Genomic DNA, 14,988 nt, shown 5'->3' with positions numbered 1-14,988 from the left:
ATTTTACGCCCCCTGACGCCATTCAGCATCATATCGACGCGATTGACGCCCGCGATTAAGGCATGATGCGCTCAACCAGTGGGAGAAAATGGCGGTTTCGCCACGTTTCACCCCTCTCTGGCACGGTTTCACCACAGAACGACAGGATTGGGGCAAACCGCCCATGCCGAGACCTTTTATCGACCAGAATCTCTCCCCAATTCCCGGGAAAGTTGTTCTTAACGAAATGTAAAAACCAAGTGTAGGAGCCGGAGAATGACCACTGTCACCAGTTGTACCGCCCGTCTTGTGTTTGCCCCTGAAACGCATGTTGCGTTCGACCGAATTGTCGCCCTTCTGAGCGACGCGCTTGCCAGCCAGAAATGCCCCGTCACGGCCAGCCACGCCGTCTCGACCGAAATGCTGTTCCTGACCACCGAAGATGCGGTCTGCTGTCTCGAAACCGCGCGCGATGACGAAGAGACTCTGGTCTCGCTGACCGTCGACAGCACCGGCTCCGACTACCGGGCGAAACTGGCGCGCATCCTGTATCGTCTGGTCAAAGCGCTGCCGGCCACGCACCTGATCTGGAACGACTGCGAACGCCGCCTGCCCCGCGCGCTGTTTCTCGACAACCTGGCACCGGATTGCGACGCCAAGACCAAGGCCCCGGCGCCCCGCCGCGTGCAGCGCGACCCGCGCCGTCAGTCGCGTCCGCGCCTCGCCGGCGACGCGCTGCTCGCGCGGATGCTGCCGGTGATCGACGCGGCGCGCTCGGTGCCGATGTCGGACGGCAATGGCGGCTCGCGCCGCGACGCCTATCAGCAGGCGCACAGCCGCCAGATGCGCGCGGCGCTGACCTCGCCGGTCGCAGCGCGCGAGATCATCGAGATCCATGCGGAAACCACTGCCCAGACGTCGGGCGAGGCGTCTGACACCACTCTCTCTCTCACCACACTCGCCCACCCCGCGATGCTGCAAAGCCTGGCGCGCAGCGGCATCGGATCGAGCGCAACCATCTCCGTCGCCCTTGCAGCCGTCTTCATGCTGGCTCTCGGTGGCAGCGGCGCAGCGGAAACGCTTCTCTCTTCCTTCTGAACGCTCACAAGCAGAAGGCCGCCGTCCGGATCCACCGGGCGGCGGACTATCGCCGATTTGCAGTTTGCCGCGCACGGCCCGTGAGCTAACGTTTGCTCCCAAGCTAAGAATTTCGGAGAGCGAACCAATGCCCCGCTTCATTTTCAAACTCGTGGCGACCGCCGCGCTTTCTTTTGCCACCGCCAGCGCCGCGCAGGCCGCAAGCTGCGGCAATACCGCCAGCGGCTTTGATGCCTGGAAGCGGGAATTCGCCGCCGAAGCACAACGCGCCGGCGTCGGACAGCGGGGCATCCAGGCGCTGATGAACGCGCAGTATTCCACCGGCACGATCAATGCAGACCGCAATCAGAAGGGCGTGAAATACGCGCTGAACGATTTCATCCGTATCCGCCTCGGCTCGGTCGACGGCTTTGCCGCCACCGCCCGCAAGCGCATGAACCGCAATCCGAATTTCTATGCCGCGCTGGAGCAACGCTATGGCGTGCCCGCCGGGATCCTGCTGGCGATCCACGGCATGGAGACGGGCTTTGGCCGCACCATGGGCAGCACGCCGGTGGTCTCGTCGATCACCACCGTGGCCTATGACTGCCGCCGCTCGTCCTTCTTTACCCCGCATGCCATCGCCGCGCTGAAGATGGTCGACCGGGGCATGCTGGCCCCTTCGCAGAAAGGCGCCTTCCATGGCGAGCTGGGCCACACCCAGTTCCTGCCCGGCAACGCGCTGCGCTATGGCGTGGATGCCAACGGCGACGGGCGTGTCGATTTCTACAACGAGGCCGACGCGCTGGCCTCGACCGCAAATTTCCTGCGCCAGAAAGGCTGGCGCCCGGGGCAGCCCTACAATGAGGGCACCTCGAATTTCCGCGTCCTGAACGAGTGGAACGCGGCCACCGTCTATCAGCAGGCCATCGCGCTGGTGGCGGCGAAAATCGACGGCTGACAACGGGCAGCGGGACCGGGCCACGCAAACTCCCACAAGCTGGCCCGGTTCAGCCCTATTTTTTACGCATTCGATTTGCATCTTCATGACCCAGACAGGTGAGAGAAGTTGCGATGATGAATGTTCCCGACCAGCCCTATGCCGGGCTGATCCTTCCCGCTGCGACAGGTTTCGACATTCAGAAGGCGCTCGGCGCTGCCGCGGCGGCGCTCAAGCGCCTCGACACGGCCTCCGGTCGCCCGATCCTGCGCTCCAACCGGCGCAGCGCCATCATGGCCGACCGCTTCGGCATCGCCATAAGCACCCCGGAAGACGAGAGCACCGCGCCGCATGTGGCGATCCGGCTGATCGCCCGGCAGCGCGGACGACTCGAAGGCGAGCTGGTCGCCACCATCCTCGCGCAGACGGTTCTGGCGATCCTCGAATATTGCAGGGTCGACCGGATCGAGTGGTTCTCGCCCGACACGGTGATAGGTTCGGAGGATTTCATCCGCCTGCACACCTATGTCTCGCCCCGGCGCAAACGCCTGGCGCCGCTGGAAGACGAAGAGGAATTCGCCCTGTCGGAAAGCGTCCGCAAGGCGATGGCGCAGCAGGGCATCGAGCCGGAGCCGATGTCGATCTACAGCCGCAAAGGCACCGTGGTCGGCAAGGCCGTGGAGACGGTGCGCGACCGCATCGCCGAGCAGCCCCCCGAAGAGCGCCGCCTGAAGCTCGCCGGCTGGCTGATGACCGGGCTTCTGGGGATCATGTCCTTTCCCATCGCCTCGGCGCTGGTGGTCTTCGGGCTCGGGCGCGGCATGGATTTCCGCCTCGCCACCCAGGCCCTCACCATGACCTCACTCTTCGTGGTGCTTCAGAACGCCGATCTGGTCGACATGTCGCTCACCGGGCTGCTGAACTGAGCGCCTCGGTCGCCGCGCGCGTCAGCACATAGGTGTGGATCGAGAACACCACCGCGCGGGTTTGCGGCAGCCGCACCAGGCATTGCCGCTCTGAGCGGAAATAAGGCGCGGTGGCGGGATCGGCGCGCTCGTTGTTGTCGTGCCGGGGCCCAGGCTGGAACAGCGCCGGATCGTCCTGCCAGAGCCGGTTGAACCGCATCAGCGGCCGTCCCGGCTGCACCCCGTCGAAAAGCCGCTGCACACGCTTTGCGATGCCGTCATCGTATTCCGGGATCGGGATGTGGATCGCGGTGAGCGGGCGCATCATCTTCTCCGCCAGCCGCCACCCCGCCGGAAAGCACAGCACCGCGCCGGTCAGCACATGTTCATCGCTGCCCGGGCGTTTTTCCAGCAGGCAGAGATCCTCCTGCACCAGCCGTCCCAGCGTGCCCATGGGATCGTCGCGGTCGAGCGGCACCTGCACGGCATCGGGCCGGGTCACCGTTTCGCTTTCGCGCACGAAGCCCTCGGGCAGATTGGCAAGCACCATCTCCAGCAGCTCTTCGGCGGCAGGCCGCGCGTCGGGATCGAGCTGGAGCACCGCCGCGCGGTCGGTGTCGAGCAGCCGCGCGCGCTCGGCCATCTGCGCGCCATAGGCCTCGTCCACCAGCAGCCAGTCGGCCATGTGCACCGGCCCGATATTGGGCAGCGGGCGCACGCTTGCGAGATCGTAGGGAAGACGGTTTTGCAGGATCATGCCTTTTGCCTAGAGCCGCCCCGCCGTCGCCGCAAGAGCCTGGGGGTGAAACGCGGCACCCTGCCCCATGGGCCGCCCGAAAGCCGGGCGCCCGGCAGGCGCCTTGGCTGTGGCGCGAGAGAAAAAACCACCCCGACGCAGAAATTATCGAACGGCCCGTAAGGGGGACGCTCCGGCGCCGTACTCCCATGTGAAAACACACTCAGTCGGAGACATTGATGACAGTGAGACAGATCATAACCCGGGCCGCCTTTGCACTGGCCCTGTTCCCCGGCGCGGCGCTGGCGCAGGACAGCCTCTTCATGCAGCTCGACGCCAATGGCGACGGCGTGATCGACGGCAATGAGTTCCTGCAACTGCGGATCAGCATGTTCGACCGGATCGACGCCGACCGCTCGGGCACAATCACCGCTGCCGAGATCGAGACCGCCCGCCAGGCGCTGCCCGGCAAGCGCACCATGCAGTCCGACAAGCGGATCTGGGATCAGGACGCCAATGACGACGGCATGCTCACCCTGGCCGAATACACCGCGCAGACGCGCGGTTTCGACATGGCCGACCGCAACAATGACGGCGTGATCAGCAGTGCGGAATACAACCGCATCGCCCGTTTCCTCGCCGCCTACCGCCCGTAACCCAACCAAGACCCTCGAACACGTCAACCTATTCCCCACTGAAAGGACCATCATTATGAAAACCGTTCGCTTCTTCGCCATCCTCGCCCTGCCGCTGATGGCCGCCACCGCCCTGCCCGCGCAGAATATCACCGTGACCAATGGCAACGGCGGCACTGTGCAGAAATCGCGCGACTGCGACCGCAGTGCCGGAACCGCGAACTGCGCGACAAGCACCACGGCAACCACTGCCGGCGGCAAGTCGGCCACCTGGGGCAAGGACCGCACCCGTGTGAGCGGCAACGGCGCCTCGGCGACCACGGTCACCAACACCGGCCCCGGCGGCCAGAGCGGCACCCGCACCCGCCTGGTGACGAAGTAATGATCCTCCGGCAGCCCGTGCCGTAAGGTGACGGGCTGCCGGCCCTTGCCCCGCGCCGGACCGGTGCCAAAGCTGACAGAGATGGATCAACGTGCAGAAGACGCGCGGGCGGCGATGGCCGCCATGGCGCAGGGGGACCGGCAGGCGCTGGGGCGGCTCGTTGCGCTCTACGGGCCGGGGCTGACGCGCTATGCCGCGCAGATGCTCGATGCGCCCTCGGAGGCTGAAGACGTGGTGCAGGAGGTCTTTCTCAAGGCCTGGCGCAACGCCGGACGCTACGATCCCGCCAAGGCCGCCGTGTCGACCTGGCTCTACCGGATCGCGGTCAACCATTGTATCGACCGCAGCCGCCGCACCCGCTTCCGCCGCTTCATCGGCCTGGAAGCAACCGACGAGATGAGCGATGACGGCCCCGGAGCGGCCGCCATCCATGAGAGCCGCGACCGGCTGGCGCATACACGCGCTGCCATTGCGGAGCTCCCCGACCGCCAGCGCCGCGCGATCCTTCTGCGCGCCGCCGGCGACATGAGCACCGCCGAGATCGCCGCCACGATGGGGGTGAGCCCCGGCGCGGTGGAACAACTGCTGGTGCGGGCGCGCAACACGCTGCGCCGCCAGCTCGACCCGGACGAAATGGAGGAGAGGAGGCCATGATGGAAGACGACGACAAGGACCGCGCCTTCGATGCCGCGCTGGCGGCGGCGCTGAAAGACGAGATGCCGGTGGAAACCCCGATGCTGGCGCGCGCGGTGCTGAGCCGGCTCGCCGAGGAGGAAACCGGCCCTCACCGGGCGGAGGGACTGGCCGAGGTACTGAGCCATCCCGGCCCGGTCGCGGCGGGCTATGGGCTGATGCTGCTGGGCGCCGCGGTGCTGGGCTATGCCGCCCTGCCGGCGCTTGGCGGCGACGATCTGGTCTTTGCCAGCGCCATCGCGCAGCTTCTCGGCTTTCCGGGGGGGCTGTGATGGGACGGATCCGACGCAATTCCGGCCGTATCGCGCTGATCGCGGTGCTTGCCGTCTCGCTGCTGGGCAACGCCCTGACCGCCGGCGCGCTGCTGCGCTTCAAGGCGATGCGCAGCGAGCTGCTCGGCCCGGTCGCCGAGGCGGCGGTGTTCCCGAGAGAGGTCCGCCGCGATCTGCGCGCCGCGCTGGCGGAGAACGCCGACACGCTGCGCCCGGCGCTGCACGATCTTGCCCGGGCGCGCGCCGCAATCGTGACGGCGGGCATGACGGAGCCCTTCGACCGCGCCGAGGTCGAGGCGGCGATGGATATCTTCCGTGATGAGGCGGAGGCCACCATCGCGCAGGTGCAGGCTGTGGTTCTGGAAGTGCTGGCGGCCCGCGCCGGGTCCGAGTGAACCTGGCGGGCTTGTTCCCCGCCCGCGCGGGTGGCAAAATCTTTGGCGAAGCCTTGGGAGAGCCCTCATGCCGCACATTGCCTTTCTGATCCGGTTGCCGGGCCTGCGTCGCGGCGGCGAGGTCTGAGCGCGATGGGCACGCCTGTCTCCTCGATCCGCAATCTCGGCCCGGCGGTCGAGGCGGCGCTGGCCCGCGCCGGCGTGCCCGACGCGGAGACGCTGCGCGAGATCGGTGCGCATGAGGCCTATGCGCGGATGCTGCGGGCGGGCACGAAGGCGCATTTCATCGGCTATTACGTGATGCATATGGCGCTTCAGGGCCGGCCCTGGAACGATTGCCGGGGCAAGGAGAAAGAGGCGCTGCGGCTGCGGTTCGACGCGCTCTGCGCGGAGGTCGCCGGGGTGGCGGCGCTGAGCGGCATCGAGGCGGTGCTGGACGAGATCGGCGTCGTGCCGCGCGAGCGCCTGCAAGGCGGGTGACGCTCGGTGCCCCTTGCGGGGCGTCTCGCTGCGGCAAACGAAAACGGGCGCCCTCTCCGGCGCCCGTTTCGTGTTTCTGACCTGGAAAGGCGGCGCTTAGCCCACCAGCTCCAGACCGGAGAAGTAATAGGCGATCTCGACGGCGGCGGTTTCCGGCGCGTCGGAGCCGTGCACCGAGTTCTCGCCGACCGACTCGGCGAATTCGGCGCGGATGGTGCCCTCGGCGGCGTCGGCCGGGTTGGTGGCGCCCATCACTTCGCGGTTCTTCGCGATGGCGCCTTCGCCTTCCAGCACCTGCACCACGACCGGCTCGGAGGCCATGAACTCGCAGAGCTCGTCATAGAACGGGCGCTCCGCATGCACCTTGTAGAACTCGCCGGCCTGCGCCTTGGTCAGCTGGATGCGCTTCTGCGCGACGATGCGCAGGCCCGCTTCCTCGAACTTGGCGTTGATCTTGCCGGTGAGGTTGCGGCGGGTGGCATCGGGCTTGATGATCGAAAGGGTACGTTCGACGGCCATGTCTGGTCTCCATTGAAAAGCCGGGCGTCAGGCCCGGCCGGTATTCGCTGGCGTGGGCGTTAGCATGCAGGCGCAAGATTGGGAAGACCTCGCTTGCCGACCCGCGCGGCGCTGCGCGCCCGCGGCGAGGGGCCAGCCCCTCGCGCACCCCGGGATATTTCCTGCCAATGGAAGACCATGGGGGATTTCCGCCGGCGCGGCGCTCTGCTAGAGCGCCCCCATGCTACGGATCGACGATATTTCCTTTTCCATCGAGGGCCGGCCTCTGTTCGAGGGCGCCTCCGCCGTGATTCCCGCCGGCCACAAGGTCGGGCTCGTGGGGCCGAACGGCGCCGGCAAGACCACGCTCTTCCGGCTGATCCGGGGCGAGCTGACGCTGGACGGGGGCGAGATCTCCCTGCCCGAGCGCGCCCGCATCGGCGGCGTGGCGCAGGAGGCGCCGGCAAACGACATGTCGCTGATCGAGACGGTGCTGGCCGCCGATGCCGAGCGCGCCGCGCTGATGGCCGAGGCCGAAACCGCCACCGACCCGCATCGCATCGCCGATGTGCAGACCCGGCTCGCCGATATCGACGCCTGGTCAGCGGAGGGGCGCGCCGCGTCGATCCTCAAGGGTCTGGGCTTCAGCGAGGCGGATCAGCAGCGCCCGAGCTCGGATTTCTCCGGCGGCTGGCGGATGCGGCTGGCACTGGCCGGCGTGCTCTTTGCCCAGCCCGACCTCCTGCTGCTCGACGAGCCGACCAACTATCTCGACCTCGAAGGCGCGCTCTGGCTGGAAAGCTATCTGACGCGCTACCCGCATACGGTGATCGTGATCAGCCACGACCGCGGGCTGCTGAACCGCGCGGTGGGCGCGATCCTGCATCTGGAGGCGCGCAAGCTGACGCTCTATCAGGGCGGCTACGACACCTTCGCGCGCACCCGGGCCGAGCGTCGCGCGGTGCAGGCCGCCGCCGCCCGCAAGCAGGACGAGCGCCGGGCGCATCTGCAAAGCTTTGTCGACCGGTTCCGCGCCAAGGCCTCTAAGGCCAAGCAGGCGCAGGCGCGGCTCAAGATGATCGCGCGGATGGAGACCATCACGGCGCCCGAGGATGCCGCCAAGCGGGTGTTCAGCTTCCCGCAGCCCGACCAGCTCTCGCCGCCCATCGTGGCGCTGGAGGGCGGCGCCACGGGCTATGGCGAGCGCCAGGTGCTGCAACGGCTGGATCTGCGCATCGACCAGGACGACCGCATCGCGCTCCTGGGCCGCAACGGTCAGGGCAAGTCGACGCTGTCGAAGCTGCTCGCCGACCGCCTTCCGCTGATGGCGGGCAAGATGACCCGCAGCTCCAAGCTGCGCATCGGCTATTTCGCCCAGCATCAGGTGGACGAGCTGCATCTCGACGAAACGCCCCTGCAACATCTCCAGCGCGAGCGCCCCGACACGGCGCCCGCGAAGCTGCGCGCCCAGCTCGCCGGCTTCGGGCTGATGGCGGCGCAGGCGGAGACCGAGGTCGGCCGGCTCTCGGGCGGGCAGAAGGCGCGGCTGTCGCTGCTGCTGGCGACGCTGGATGCGCCGCATATGCTGATCCTCGACGAGCCCACCAACCACCTCGATATCGAGAGCCGCGAGGCGCTGGTCGAGGCGCTGACGGAATATTCCGGCGCGGTGATCCTCGTCAGCCACGACATGCACCTGCTAAGCCTCGTCGCCGACCGGCTCTGGCTGGTGAAGGACGGCACGGTGAAGCCCTATGAGGACGATCTCGACGCCTACCGCTCCCTGCTGCTGACGCAGGACAAACCCGCCAGGCCCGAGAAACCCGCCGCGCCGAAACCGCCGAAACCCTCGCGCGACGCGATCCTGGCGCTGCGCTCGGAGGTCCGCAAATGCGAGGCGCGGGTGGAAAAGATCGAGGAGATGCGCGAGAAGCTCGCCAAAAAACTCGCCGACCCGGCGCTCTACGAAGACGGGCGCGCCGGCGAGCTGGAGACCTGGAACAAGAAATACGCCGAGGTCATGGACGGGCTGCACCGCGCCGAGGCGCTCTGGGAAACGGCACTGGAAAAGCTGGAGACGGCGGAGGCGCGCTGAGCCCCGCCCCTTCATCTTTCCGGCAAATACTCCGTCGCGCGCTCTGCCGCCCCGCGCCGCCCTCAGGCCCGGCGCGCTGGACAAGCTGCCCGCCAGCCCCTACCCCTGAGGCATGGAGCCCGCCTTTCTCGTCACCGCCTTTGCCACGCTCTTCGTGGTGATCGACCCGATCGGCCTGACGCCGATCTTCATCGCGCTGACGCAGGGCGCCGATGCCCGCCATCGCCGCGCGGTGGCGCTGCGGGCCTGCATCATCGCGGCGCTGATCCTGCTGCTCTTTACCTTCTTCGGCGAGGCGGTGCTGGGCTTCATCGGCATCTCCATGCCCGCGTTCCGCATCGCCGGCGGCATCCTGCTGTTCCTCACCGCGCTCGACATGCTGTTCGAACGCCGCTCCAAGCGACGCGAGGACAAGGCCGGCGAAGAGGAGTCCCTGCCCGACCCGTCGGTCTTTCCCATCGCCATCCCGCTGATTGCCGGCCCCGGCGCCATCGCCACGATGATCCTGCTCACCGGGCAGACGGCGTCCGGCCTCGAAATGGCGGCGGTGCTCGGCGTGATGGTGGCGGTGCTGCTGGTGGTGCTGACGCTGTTTCTTAGCGCCGGGATGATCGAGCGGGCGCTCGGCCATACCGGCATCGTGGTGGTGACGCGTCTGCTTGGCATGCTACTGGCGGCGCTCTCGGTGCAGTTCGTCATCGACGGGCTGCGTAATATCGGTGCGCTGGTCTGACCCCTGTTATCGCCCGCCACCCATGCCTACATACAGCATAGCGGAACCAGCGGAGCACGGGCCTTGACAGAGTTCGATTACGGAAATCTCGCCTATCTCGGCCTGCTCGGCGCCGTTCTGGTGATCTGGATGTTCATCCAGAATCGCGAAAGGCTGGGTCAAAAGCTGCAATATCTCGCTATCTGGGGGCTGATCTTTCTGGGCGCCATCGCCGCTGTCGGGCTCTGGGGCGATATCCGCCAGACGGTGATGCCGAGCCAGGCGGTGTTTGCCGATGAGGGCCGGGTCGAACTGCCGCGCGCGCCGGACGGGCATTACTATGTCTCGCTCGACATCAACGGCGTGCCGACGCGCTTTGTCATCGACACCGGCGCCACCGGCATGGTGCTGACCCAGCAGGACGCCGAGCGCGCCGGGCTCGACGCCGAGGGCCTGATGTTCCACGGCGAGGCGAGCACCGCGAACGGCATCGTGCGCACCGCACCGGTGCGGCTCGACGAGGTGGCACTGGGGCCGTTCACCGACCGTGGCGTGCGCGCCTATGTGAATGGCGGCACCATGCGGACCTCGCTGCTCGGGATGAGCTATCTTCAACGGTTCGAACGGCTGGAGATCTCCGGCGGTCGGCTGATTCTGGAGCGCTGAGCGCCGGGCGCGTGTCCCCGCCCCGGACTTGATCCGGGGCCTCTGCGGTTGCTCTGGGCGGTCCCTTTTGTCGTTCTTTTGTTCAGTCGCCGTTCTGGCGCTCCGGCGCCTGTAATGCCTGCACCAAGCCAGACGACCGAGCGCTCTTCGCTGCGACCGCAGAGGCCCCGGATCAAGTCCGGGGCGAGGTATCCTTCTTGACGGCGTACCGCATCATGCAGGGGCGTCACCGTAGGGTGGGCAATCCTACCCACCGCTCCACCTCCCGCCAACAGGACCGGCGCTACCCCTGCCGCACCAGCTTGCCCGGGTTCATCAGCCCCTGCGGGTCGAGCGCGCGCTTGATCTCGCCCATCACGTCCCAGCCGGCACCGTGCTCGGCCTCCATGAAGCCCATCTTGCCCTGGCCCACGCCATGCTCGCCGGTGCAGGTGCCGCCAAGCGCCAGCGCGCGCTCGGCCATGCGGTGCGACAGCCGCTTGGCCGTCTCCAGCTCGGCGGGCTGCTCGGGATCGACCAGCAGCACCGCGTGGAAATTGCCGTCGCCCACATGGCCGAGGATCGGCCCCGGGATACCGCTGGCGGCGATATCGGCCTGGGTTTCCTCCACCGCCCGCGCAAGCTGCGAGATCGGCACGCACATATCCGTCACCACCGCGCGGCTGCCCTTGCGCGCCGCGAGGATGGCGTAATAGCCATTGTGCCGCAGCGCCCAGAGCGCCCGGCGCTCCTCCTCCCGCGCCGACCAGCGGAAGGGCGAGGCACCGTGATCGGCGACGATCTCGCCGAAGCGCTCGGCATCCTGCGCCACGCTTTCCGGCGAGCCGTGAAACTCCACCAGCAGATGCGGTGCCTCGGCCATCTCCATGCCGGAATAGGCGGTGAAGGCACGCGCTGTCGCGTCGTCGACGAACTCGATCCGCGCCATGGGGATGCCCATCTGGATCACCTCCATCACCGCCGTCACAGCAGATCCCATATCGGGAAAGGCGCAGATGCCGGCGCTGGTGGCCTCGGGCACGCCATACAGCCGCAGCGTCAGCTCGGTCACCAGACCCAGCGTGCCCTCCGAGCCCACCATCAGCGCGGTGAGATCGTAGCCCGCAGCGCTCTTGCGCGCCCGCGTGCCGGTGCGGATCACCCGCCCGTCCGCCAGCACCACCTGAAGCCCCAGAACATTGTCGCGCATCGTGCCGTAGCGCACCGTGGTGGTGCCCGAGGCCCGCGTCATCGCCATGCCGCCGAGCGAGGCGTTGGCGCCGGGATCGACCGGAAAGAACAGCCCCGTGGCGCGCAGCTCCTCGTTCAGCGCCTCGCGGGTCACGCCGGGCTGCACCGTCACATCCATATCCGTGGGGCGGATTTCCAGCACCTTGTTCATGCGGGTGAAATCCACCACCACGCCGCCCCGAACCGCGAGCCCGTGGCCCTCCAGCGAGGTGCCCGCGCCCCAGCCAGTCACCGGGCAGCCGTGTTCGGCGCAGATCGCCACCAGCGCCTGCACCTCTTCGGTGCTTTCGGGATAGGCCACCGCGTCGGGCGGCGTCAGCGGGAAATAGGATTCCGAGCGACCATGCGCGGTCAGTTCGGACTTGGACCTGCTGAGCCGTTCGCCTAGGAGTAAGGCGATAGCGTCGAGGGCTGTTGCGATGGACATTAAGAACCTCCGGATCGTCCGGGGGCGACACTAGCGTCGCCACAAGCCCTGCGAAAGCCAAAGGGGACAGGGAATGTCAAGGGGCTTGGCCCGGCAATGGCAGGACACCCGCGCCGTCTGCGGGCGCGGCTGGGATCAGCTGCGCCACAAGGCGCCGGGACAGGTCACCTTCTGGCTGATCGCATTATTCGTCGGCGTTGCCTCGGGCTTTGCGGCCATCCTTTTCCGCTTCGCGATCAACCGCTTACAGGCCGCGCTTTATGGCACGGAGGATGTCAACACGCTGGCCAGCTTTGCCCAGACCCTGCCCTGGATCTGGGTGCTGGTGATCCCGGTCTGCGGCGGGCTCGCGGTCGGGCTCATCGTGCAGTTCTTTACCCCGGACGGGCGGGTGCGCTCGGTCTCCGACGTGATCGAGGGCGCGGCACTGAATGACGGGCGGGTGGAAAAAAAGGCAGGGATCGCCTCTGCGTTGTGTTCCTGGATCACCCTTTCCACCGGCGGTTCCACCGGCCGCGAGGGCCCCGTCGTGCATATCGCCGCGATGATCGCCTCCTGGGTGTCGAACCTGCTGCGCGTCGACGGCATCACCGGGCGCGACCTGCTGGGCTGCGCGGTGGCCGCCGCCGTCTCGGCGAGTTTCAACGCGCCCATTGCCGGCGCGCTGTTCGGGCTCGAGGTGGTGCTGCGCCATTTCGCCCTGCACGCCTTCGCCCCCATCGTGGTGGCAAGCGCCGCCGGCACGGTGATCAACCGGCTGGCCTTTGGCGATGTCACCGAGTTCATCCTGCCCGGCACCACCACGGTGGAGTTCTATCTCGAACTGCCCGCCTTTTTCCTGATGGGGCTGGTCTGCGGGCTGGTGGCGGTGCTGATGATGCAGGCGATCTTCTGGTCGGAAAACATCGGCAACCGCATCCAGAAATGGCTGAGCCTGCCGCACTGGCTGCGCCCCGCCGTGGCCGGGCTGCTGCTGGGCGTCGTCGCGATCCGCTTTCCGCATATCATCGGCGTGGGTTACGAAACCACCTCGCGCGCGCTCACCGGTACGCTGCTGCTGAGCCAGGCAACGATCTTTGCCGCCGTCAAGGTGGCGGCGGTGTCGGTCACCATGGCGGGGCGCATGGGCGGCGGGGTGTTCTCGCCCTCGCTGATGGTCGGCGCGCTGACCGGGCTGGCCTTTGCGCATATCGCCACCGGGATCTTCCCCGAGCAGAGCTCGGCCTTCACCCTCTATGCGCTGGCCGGCATGGGCGCGGTGGCGGCCTCGGTGCTGGGCGCGCCGATCTCGACCACGCTGATCGTTTTCGAGCTGACCGGCGACTGGCAGACCGGGCTCGCGGTGATGGTCTCGGTGTCGATGTCCACGGCGGTGGCCTCGCGGCTGGTCGACCGCAGCTTCTTTCTCACCCAGCTGGAACGCCGCAACGTGCATCTGGCAGCCGGGCCGCAGGCCTATCTGTTGGCGATGTTCCGGGTGGCGGGCGTCATGCGCAAGCCCGACGATCCCGGCGCCGCCGACGAGGAGGCCTGCCTGCGGATGATCGACCAGGGGCTTTACGTGCAGGTCACGGCGACGCTGGAGACCGCGCTGCCGCGCTTCGAGAAATCCGGCGTGGCCTTCCTGCCGGTGGTAGTGCTGGAGGGTGAGGAGCAAACGCCGCTTCTTCAGGGCGCGCTGTTCCATGTGGATGCGCTCAAGGCCTATAACCGCGCGCTGGCGGCGACGGCGGCGGAGGAGCATTCCTAGCCCGCCAGCACCTTGCGGAACCGTGCCAGCACGATGGCCAGCGCCACGCAGGCCATGACCGCCATCGCCAGCAGATCGCCGGTCACCAGATCGACCCCGCCGCCGCGATAGAGCACGGTCTGCGAAAACGCCACGAAATGCGGCGAGGGGCTGAGGATCTGCATCACCAGCCGCAGCCAGCCGGGCATGGATTCCAGCGGCGTGATGCCCCCCGACAGCATGAAGATCACGATGATCACCGGGATCACCAGCAGCCCGAACTGGCCCATATTGCTGGTAAAGCTCGCCATCAGCAGCCCGAGGCTGGCAATCGCCACCACATAGATCCCCGCCCCCAGCACATAGAGCCCGAGCGAGCCCGCCACCGGCACGCCCATGACCCCCTCGACCACCAGCACCAGGCTGAGCACCGAGCCCAGCAGGATCACCGCGCCGGTGGCGAGGATCTTGGAGAGCACGATCTCGACCGGGCGGATCGGCATCACCAGCACATGCTCGATGGTGCCGTGCTCGCGCTCGCGGATCAGCGACGAGCCCGACAGGATCAGCGTCAGGATGGTGACATTGTTCATGAGCTGCATCACCGAGGTGAACCAGCTCGCGGTGAAATTCGGGTTGAACCTCGTACGGAAGACCACATCCACCAGCTCGGCGCCGCTCGCGCCCGGGCTCAGGTAATCGGTCAGCTCCTGCGCCACCGCCTGCTGGAGGAAGGAGGCGCCATTGCCCGCCTGCGCCACCGCCGTGGCATCGACCAGAACCTGAAGCGTCGCCGCCTCGCCGGCGCGCAGGTTGCGCTCGAATTCCGGCGGGATCGACAGCACCAGCACATACTCCCCGGCGGTCTGCGCCTTGGCCGCCGCCTCGGGCGAGAGCGGCACCGGCGCCGCGAAGAGCGGCGGCTGGATGGCATCGGTCAGGCGCCGCGAGAGCTGCGAATGATCCTCGTCCACCACCGCGACGGAGAGGTCGCGCACCTCGGTCGAGGCGGCATTGGTCACCATGACGATGGCCACCGAGAAGACATAGACCATCAGCACCAGCATCACCGTGTCGCGACGGATGGCGCGCAGCTCCTTGAGCGTCAGACGGAGGGTGTTGAACAGCGCCTGCATC

17 protein-coding genes are annotated in these 14,988 nt (G+C 67.5%); 13 read left to right on the top strand and 4 right to left on the bottom strand.

All coding sequences use genetic code 11. The features are described 5' to 3' along the window. Positions 1-255 precede the first annotated feature (255 nt). From Ga0080574_RS20730 to Ga0080574_RS20720, 3 genes are all read left to right on the top strand, one after another. Positions 256-1,077, top strand: coding sequence for a hypothetical protein (locus tag Ga0080574_RS20730; protein WP_156876422.1), 822 nt, complete (start codon positions 256-258; stop codon positions 1,075-1,077). A gap of 127 nt (positions 1,078-1,204) precedes the next feature. After that, entirely contained in the window at positions 1,205-2,017 is an 813-nt protein-coding gene (locus tag Ga0080574_RS20725) for a lytic murein transglycosylase (RefSeq protein WP_076703934.1), read from the top strand. A gap of 113 nt (positions 2,018-2,130) precedes the next feature. After that, positions 2,131-2,922 (top strand): hypothetical protein, encoded by a 792-nt coding sequence (locus tag Ga0080574_RS20720; RefSeq protein ID WP_076703931.1) that lies wholly within the window; start codon positions 2,131-2,133, stop codon positions 2,920-2,922. Here Ga0080574_RS20720 and Ga0080574_RS20715 read toward each other — a convergent pair. Continuing rightward, the gene (locus Ga0080574_RS20715) at positions 2,903-3,658 is read right to left on the bottom strand and encodes a heme-dependent oxidative N-demethylase family protein (RefSeq protein ID WP_076703928.1); all 756 of its coding nucleotides are present in this window, start codon (positions 3,656-3,658) and stop codon (positions 2,903-2,905) included. The genes Ga0080574_RS20720 and Ga0080574_RS20715 overlap by 20 nt on opposite strands. Positions 3,659-3,876: 218 nt before the next feature. On the opposite strand from Ga0080574_RS20715, the gene Ga0080574_RS20710 reads away from it, so the two are divergent. From Ga0080574_RS20710 to Ga0080574_RS20685, 6 genes are all read left to right on the top strand, one after another. After that, positions 3,877-4,293, top strand: coding sequence for an EF-hand domain-containing protein (locus Ga0080574_RS20710; protein WP_076703925.1), 417 nt, complete (start codon positions 3,877-3,879; stop codon positions 4,291-4,293). A 55-nt stretch (positions 4,294-4,348) separates the two neighbouring features. Continuing rightward, positions 4,349-4,654 carry a hypothetical protein gene (locus Ga0080574_RS20705; protein ID WP_076703922.1) on the top strand — a complete coding sequence of 102 codons (306 nt, stop codon included), beginning with the start codon at positions 4,349-4,351 and terminating at the stop codon, positions 4,652-4,654. Between the two features lie 81 nt (positions 4,655-4,735). Beyond that, complete coding sequence (locus Ga0080574_RS20700) at positions 4,736-5,308, top strand: RNA polymerase sigma factor (protein WP_076703919.1); 573 nt, start codon at positions 4,736-4,738, stop codon at positions 5,306-5,308. Then, positions 5,305-5,619, top strand: coding sequence for a hypothetical protein (locus Ga0080574_RS20695; protein WP_156876421.1), 315 nt, complete (start codon positions 5,305-5,307; stop codon positions 5,617-5,619). Before Ga0080574_RS20700 ends, Ga0080574_RS20695 begins: the two co-directional genes overlap by 4 nt. Continuing rightward, positions 5,619-6,014: a hypothetical protein gene (locus Ga0080574_RS20690; protein ID WP_076703914.1), complete on the top strand. Its 396-nt coding sequence runs from the start codon at positions 5,619-5,621 to the stop codon at positions 6,012-6,014. Before Ga0080574_RS20695 ends, Ga0080574_RS20690 begins: the two co-directional genes overlap by 1 nt. 132 nt (positions 6,015-6,146) lie before the next feature. Next, complete coding sequence (locus Ga0080574_RS20685) at positions 6,147-6,494, top strand: TfoX/Sxy family protein (protein ID WP_076703911.1); 348 nt, start codon at positions 6,147-6,149, stop codon at positions 6,492-6,494. A 96-nt stretch (positions 6,495-6,590) separates the two neighbouring features. On the opposite strand, the gene ndk is transcribed toward Ga0080574_RS20685, so the two are convergent. Then, positions 6,591-7,013 carry a nucleoside-diphosphate kinase gene (gene ndk / locus Ga0080574_RS20680; RefSeq protein ID WP_076703908.1) on the bottom strand — a complete coding sequence of 141 codons (423 nt, stop codon included), beginning with the start codon at positions 7,011-7,013 and terminating at the stop codon, positions 6,591-6,593. Positions 7,014-7,233: 220 nt separating this feature from the next. On the opposite strand from ndk, the gene Ga0080574_RS20675 reads away from it, so the two are divergent. The 3 genes from Ga0080574_RS20675 (at position 7,234) to Ga0080574_RS20665 (ending at position 10,465) form a co-directional block, all read left to right on the top strand. Further along, positions 7,234-9,087, top strand: a complete 1,854-nt coding sequence (locus Ga0080574_RS20675) for an ABC-F family ATP-binding cassette domain-containing protein (RefSeq protein WP_076703905.1) — start codon at positions 7,234-7,236, stop codon at positions 9,085-9,087. A 112-nt stretch (positions 9,088-9,199) separates the two neighbouring features. Further along, entirely contained in the window at positions 9,200-9,820 is a 621-nt protein-coding gene (locus tag Ga0080574_RS20670; protein ID WP_076703902.1) for a MarC family protein, read from the top strand. A 63-nt stretch (positions 9,821-9,883) separates the two neighbouring features. Beyond that, on the top strand, positions 9,884-10,465 hold the full coding sequence (locus Ga0080574_RS20665; RefSeq protein WP_076703899.1) for a retropepsin-like aspartic protease family protein: 582 nt from the start codon (positions 9,884-9,886) through the stop codon (positions 10,463-10,465). A 283-nt stretch (positions 10,466-10,748) separates the two neighbouring features. Here Ga0080574_RS20665 and Ga0080574_RS20660 read toward each other — a convergent pair whose 3' ends face one another. Continuing rightward, positions 10,749-12,122 carry an FAD-binding oxidoreductase gene (locus tag Ga0080574_RS20660; RefSeq protein ID WP_076703897.1) on the bottom strand — a complete coding sequence of 458 codons (1,374 nt, stop codon included), beginning with the start codon at positions 12,120-12,122 and terminating at the stop codon, positions 10,749-10,751. Positions 12,123-12,195: 73 nt separating this feature from the next. Between Ga0080574_RS20660 and Ga0080574_RS20655 the strand changes: the two genes are divergently transcribed. Next, positions 12,196-13,872 carry a chloride channel protein gene (locus Ga0080574_RS20655; protein ID WP_076703895.1) on the top strand — a complete coding sequence of 559 codons (1,677 nt, stop codon included), beginning with the start codon at positions 12,196-12,198 and terminating at the stop codon, positions 13,870-13,872. Here the strand turns inward: Ga0080574_RS20655 and Ga0080574_RS20650 are convergent. After that, positions 13,869-14,987, bottom strand: coding sequence for an ABC transporter permease (locus tag Ga0080574_RS20650; protein ID WP_076703892.1), 1,119 nt, complete (start codon positions 14,985-14,987; stop codon positions 13,869-13,871). The two genes, Ga0080574_RS20655 and Ga0080574_RS20650, sit on opposite strands and share 4 nt — an antisense overlap. Position 14,988: the final 1 nt, after the last annotated feature.

Origin of the sequence: Salipiger abyssi (genome assembly GCF_001975705.1) — a bacterium.
Classification (GTDB): domain Bacteria; phylum Pseudomonadota; class Alphaproteobacteria; order Rhodobacterales; family Rhodobacteraceae; genus Salipiger; species Salipiger abyssi.
The sequence above is the reverse complement of the archived record's forward strand: the minus strand, read 5'-3'. Positions and strand labels throughout refer to the sequence as shown.

Coding starts and splice junctions, on each gene's coding strand:
- Ga0080574_RS20675 (WP_076703905.1), top strand. CDS start 7,234: ATGCTACGGATCGACGATATTTCCTTTTCCATCGAGGGCCGGCCTCTG.
- Ga0080574_RS20695 (WP_156876421.1), top strand. CDS start 5,305: ATGATGGAAGACGACGACAAGGACCGCGCCTTCGATGCCGCGCTGGCG.
- Ga0080574_RS20730 (WP_156876422.1), top strand. CDS start 256: ATGACCACTGTCACCAGTTGTACCGCCCGTCTTGTGTTTGCCCCTGAA.
- Ga0080574_RS20710 (WP_076703925.1), top strand. CDS start 3,877: ATGACAGTGAGACAGATCATAACCCGGGCCGCCTTTGCACTGGCCCTG.
- Ga0080574_RS20725 (WP_076703934.1), top strand. CDS start 1,205: ATGCCCCGCTTCATTTTCAAACTCGTGGCGACCGCCGCGCTTTCTTTT.
- Ga0080574_RS20670 (WP_076703902.1), top strand. CDS start 9,200: ATGGAGCCCGCCTTTCTCGTCACCGCCTTTGCCACGCTCTTCGTGGTG.
- Ga0080574_RS20655 (WP_076703895.1), top strand. CDS start 12,196: ATGTCAAGGGGCTTGGCCCGGCAATGGCAGGACACCCGCGCCGTCTGC.
- Ga0080574_RS20700 (WP_076703919.1), top strand. CDS start 4,736: ATGGATCAACGTGCAGAAGACGCGCGGGCGGCGATGGCCGCCATGGCG.
- Ga0080574_RS20715 (WP_076703928.1), bottom strand. CDS start 3,658: ATGATCCTGCAAAACCGTCTTCCCTACGATCTCGCAAGCGTGCGCCCG.
- Ga0080574_RS20685 (WP_076703911.1), top strand. CDS start 6,147: ATGGGCACGCCTGTCTCCTCGATCCGCAATCTCGGCCCGGCGGTCGAG.
- ndk (WP_076703908.1), bottom strand. CDS start 7,013: ATGGCCGTCGAACGTACCCTTTCGATCATCAAGCCCGATGCCACCCGC.
- Ga0080574_RS20690 (WP_076703914.1), top strand. CDS start 5,619: ATGGGACGGATCCGACGCAATTCCGGCCGTATCGCGCTGATCGCGGTG.
- Ga0080574_RS20705 (WP_076703922.1), top strand. CDS start 4,349: ATGAAAACCGTTCGCTTCTTCGCCATCCTCGCCCTGCCGCTGATGGCC.
- Ga0080574_RS20720 (WP_076703931.1), top strand. CDS start 2,131: ATGATGAATGTTCCCGACCAGCCCTATGCCGGGCTGATCCTTCCCGCT.
- Ga0080574_RS20660 (WP_076703897.1), bottom strand. CDS start 12,122: ATGTCCATCGCAACAGCCCTCGACGCTATCGCCTTACTCCTAGGCGAA.
- Ga0080574_RS20650 (WP_076703892.1), bottom strand. CDS start 14,987: ATGCAGGCGCTGTTCAACACCCTCCGTCTGACGCTCAAGGAGCTGCGC.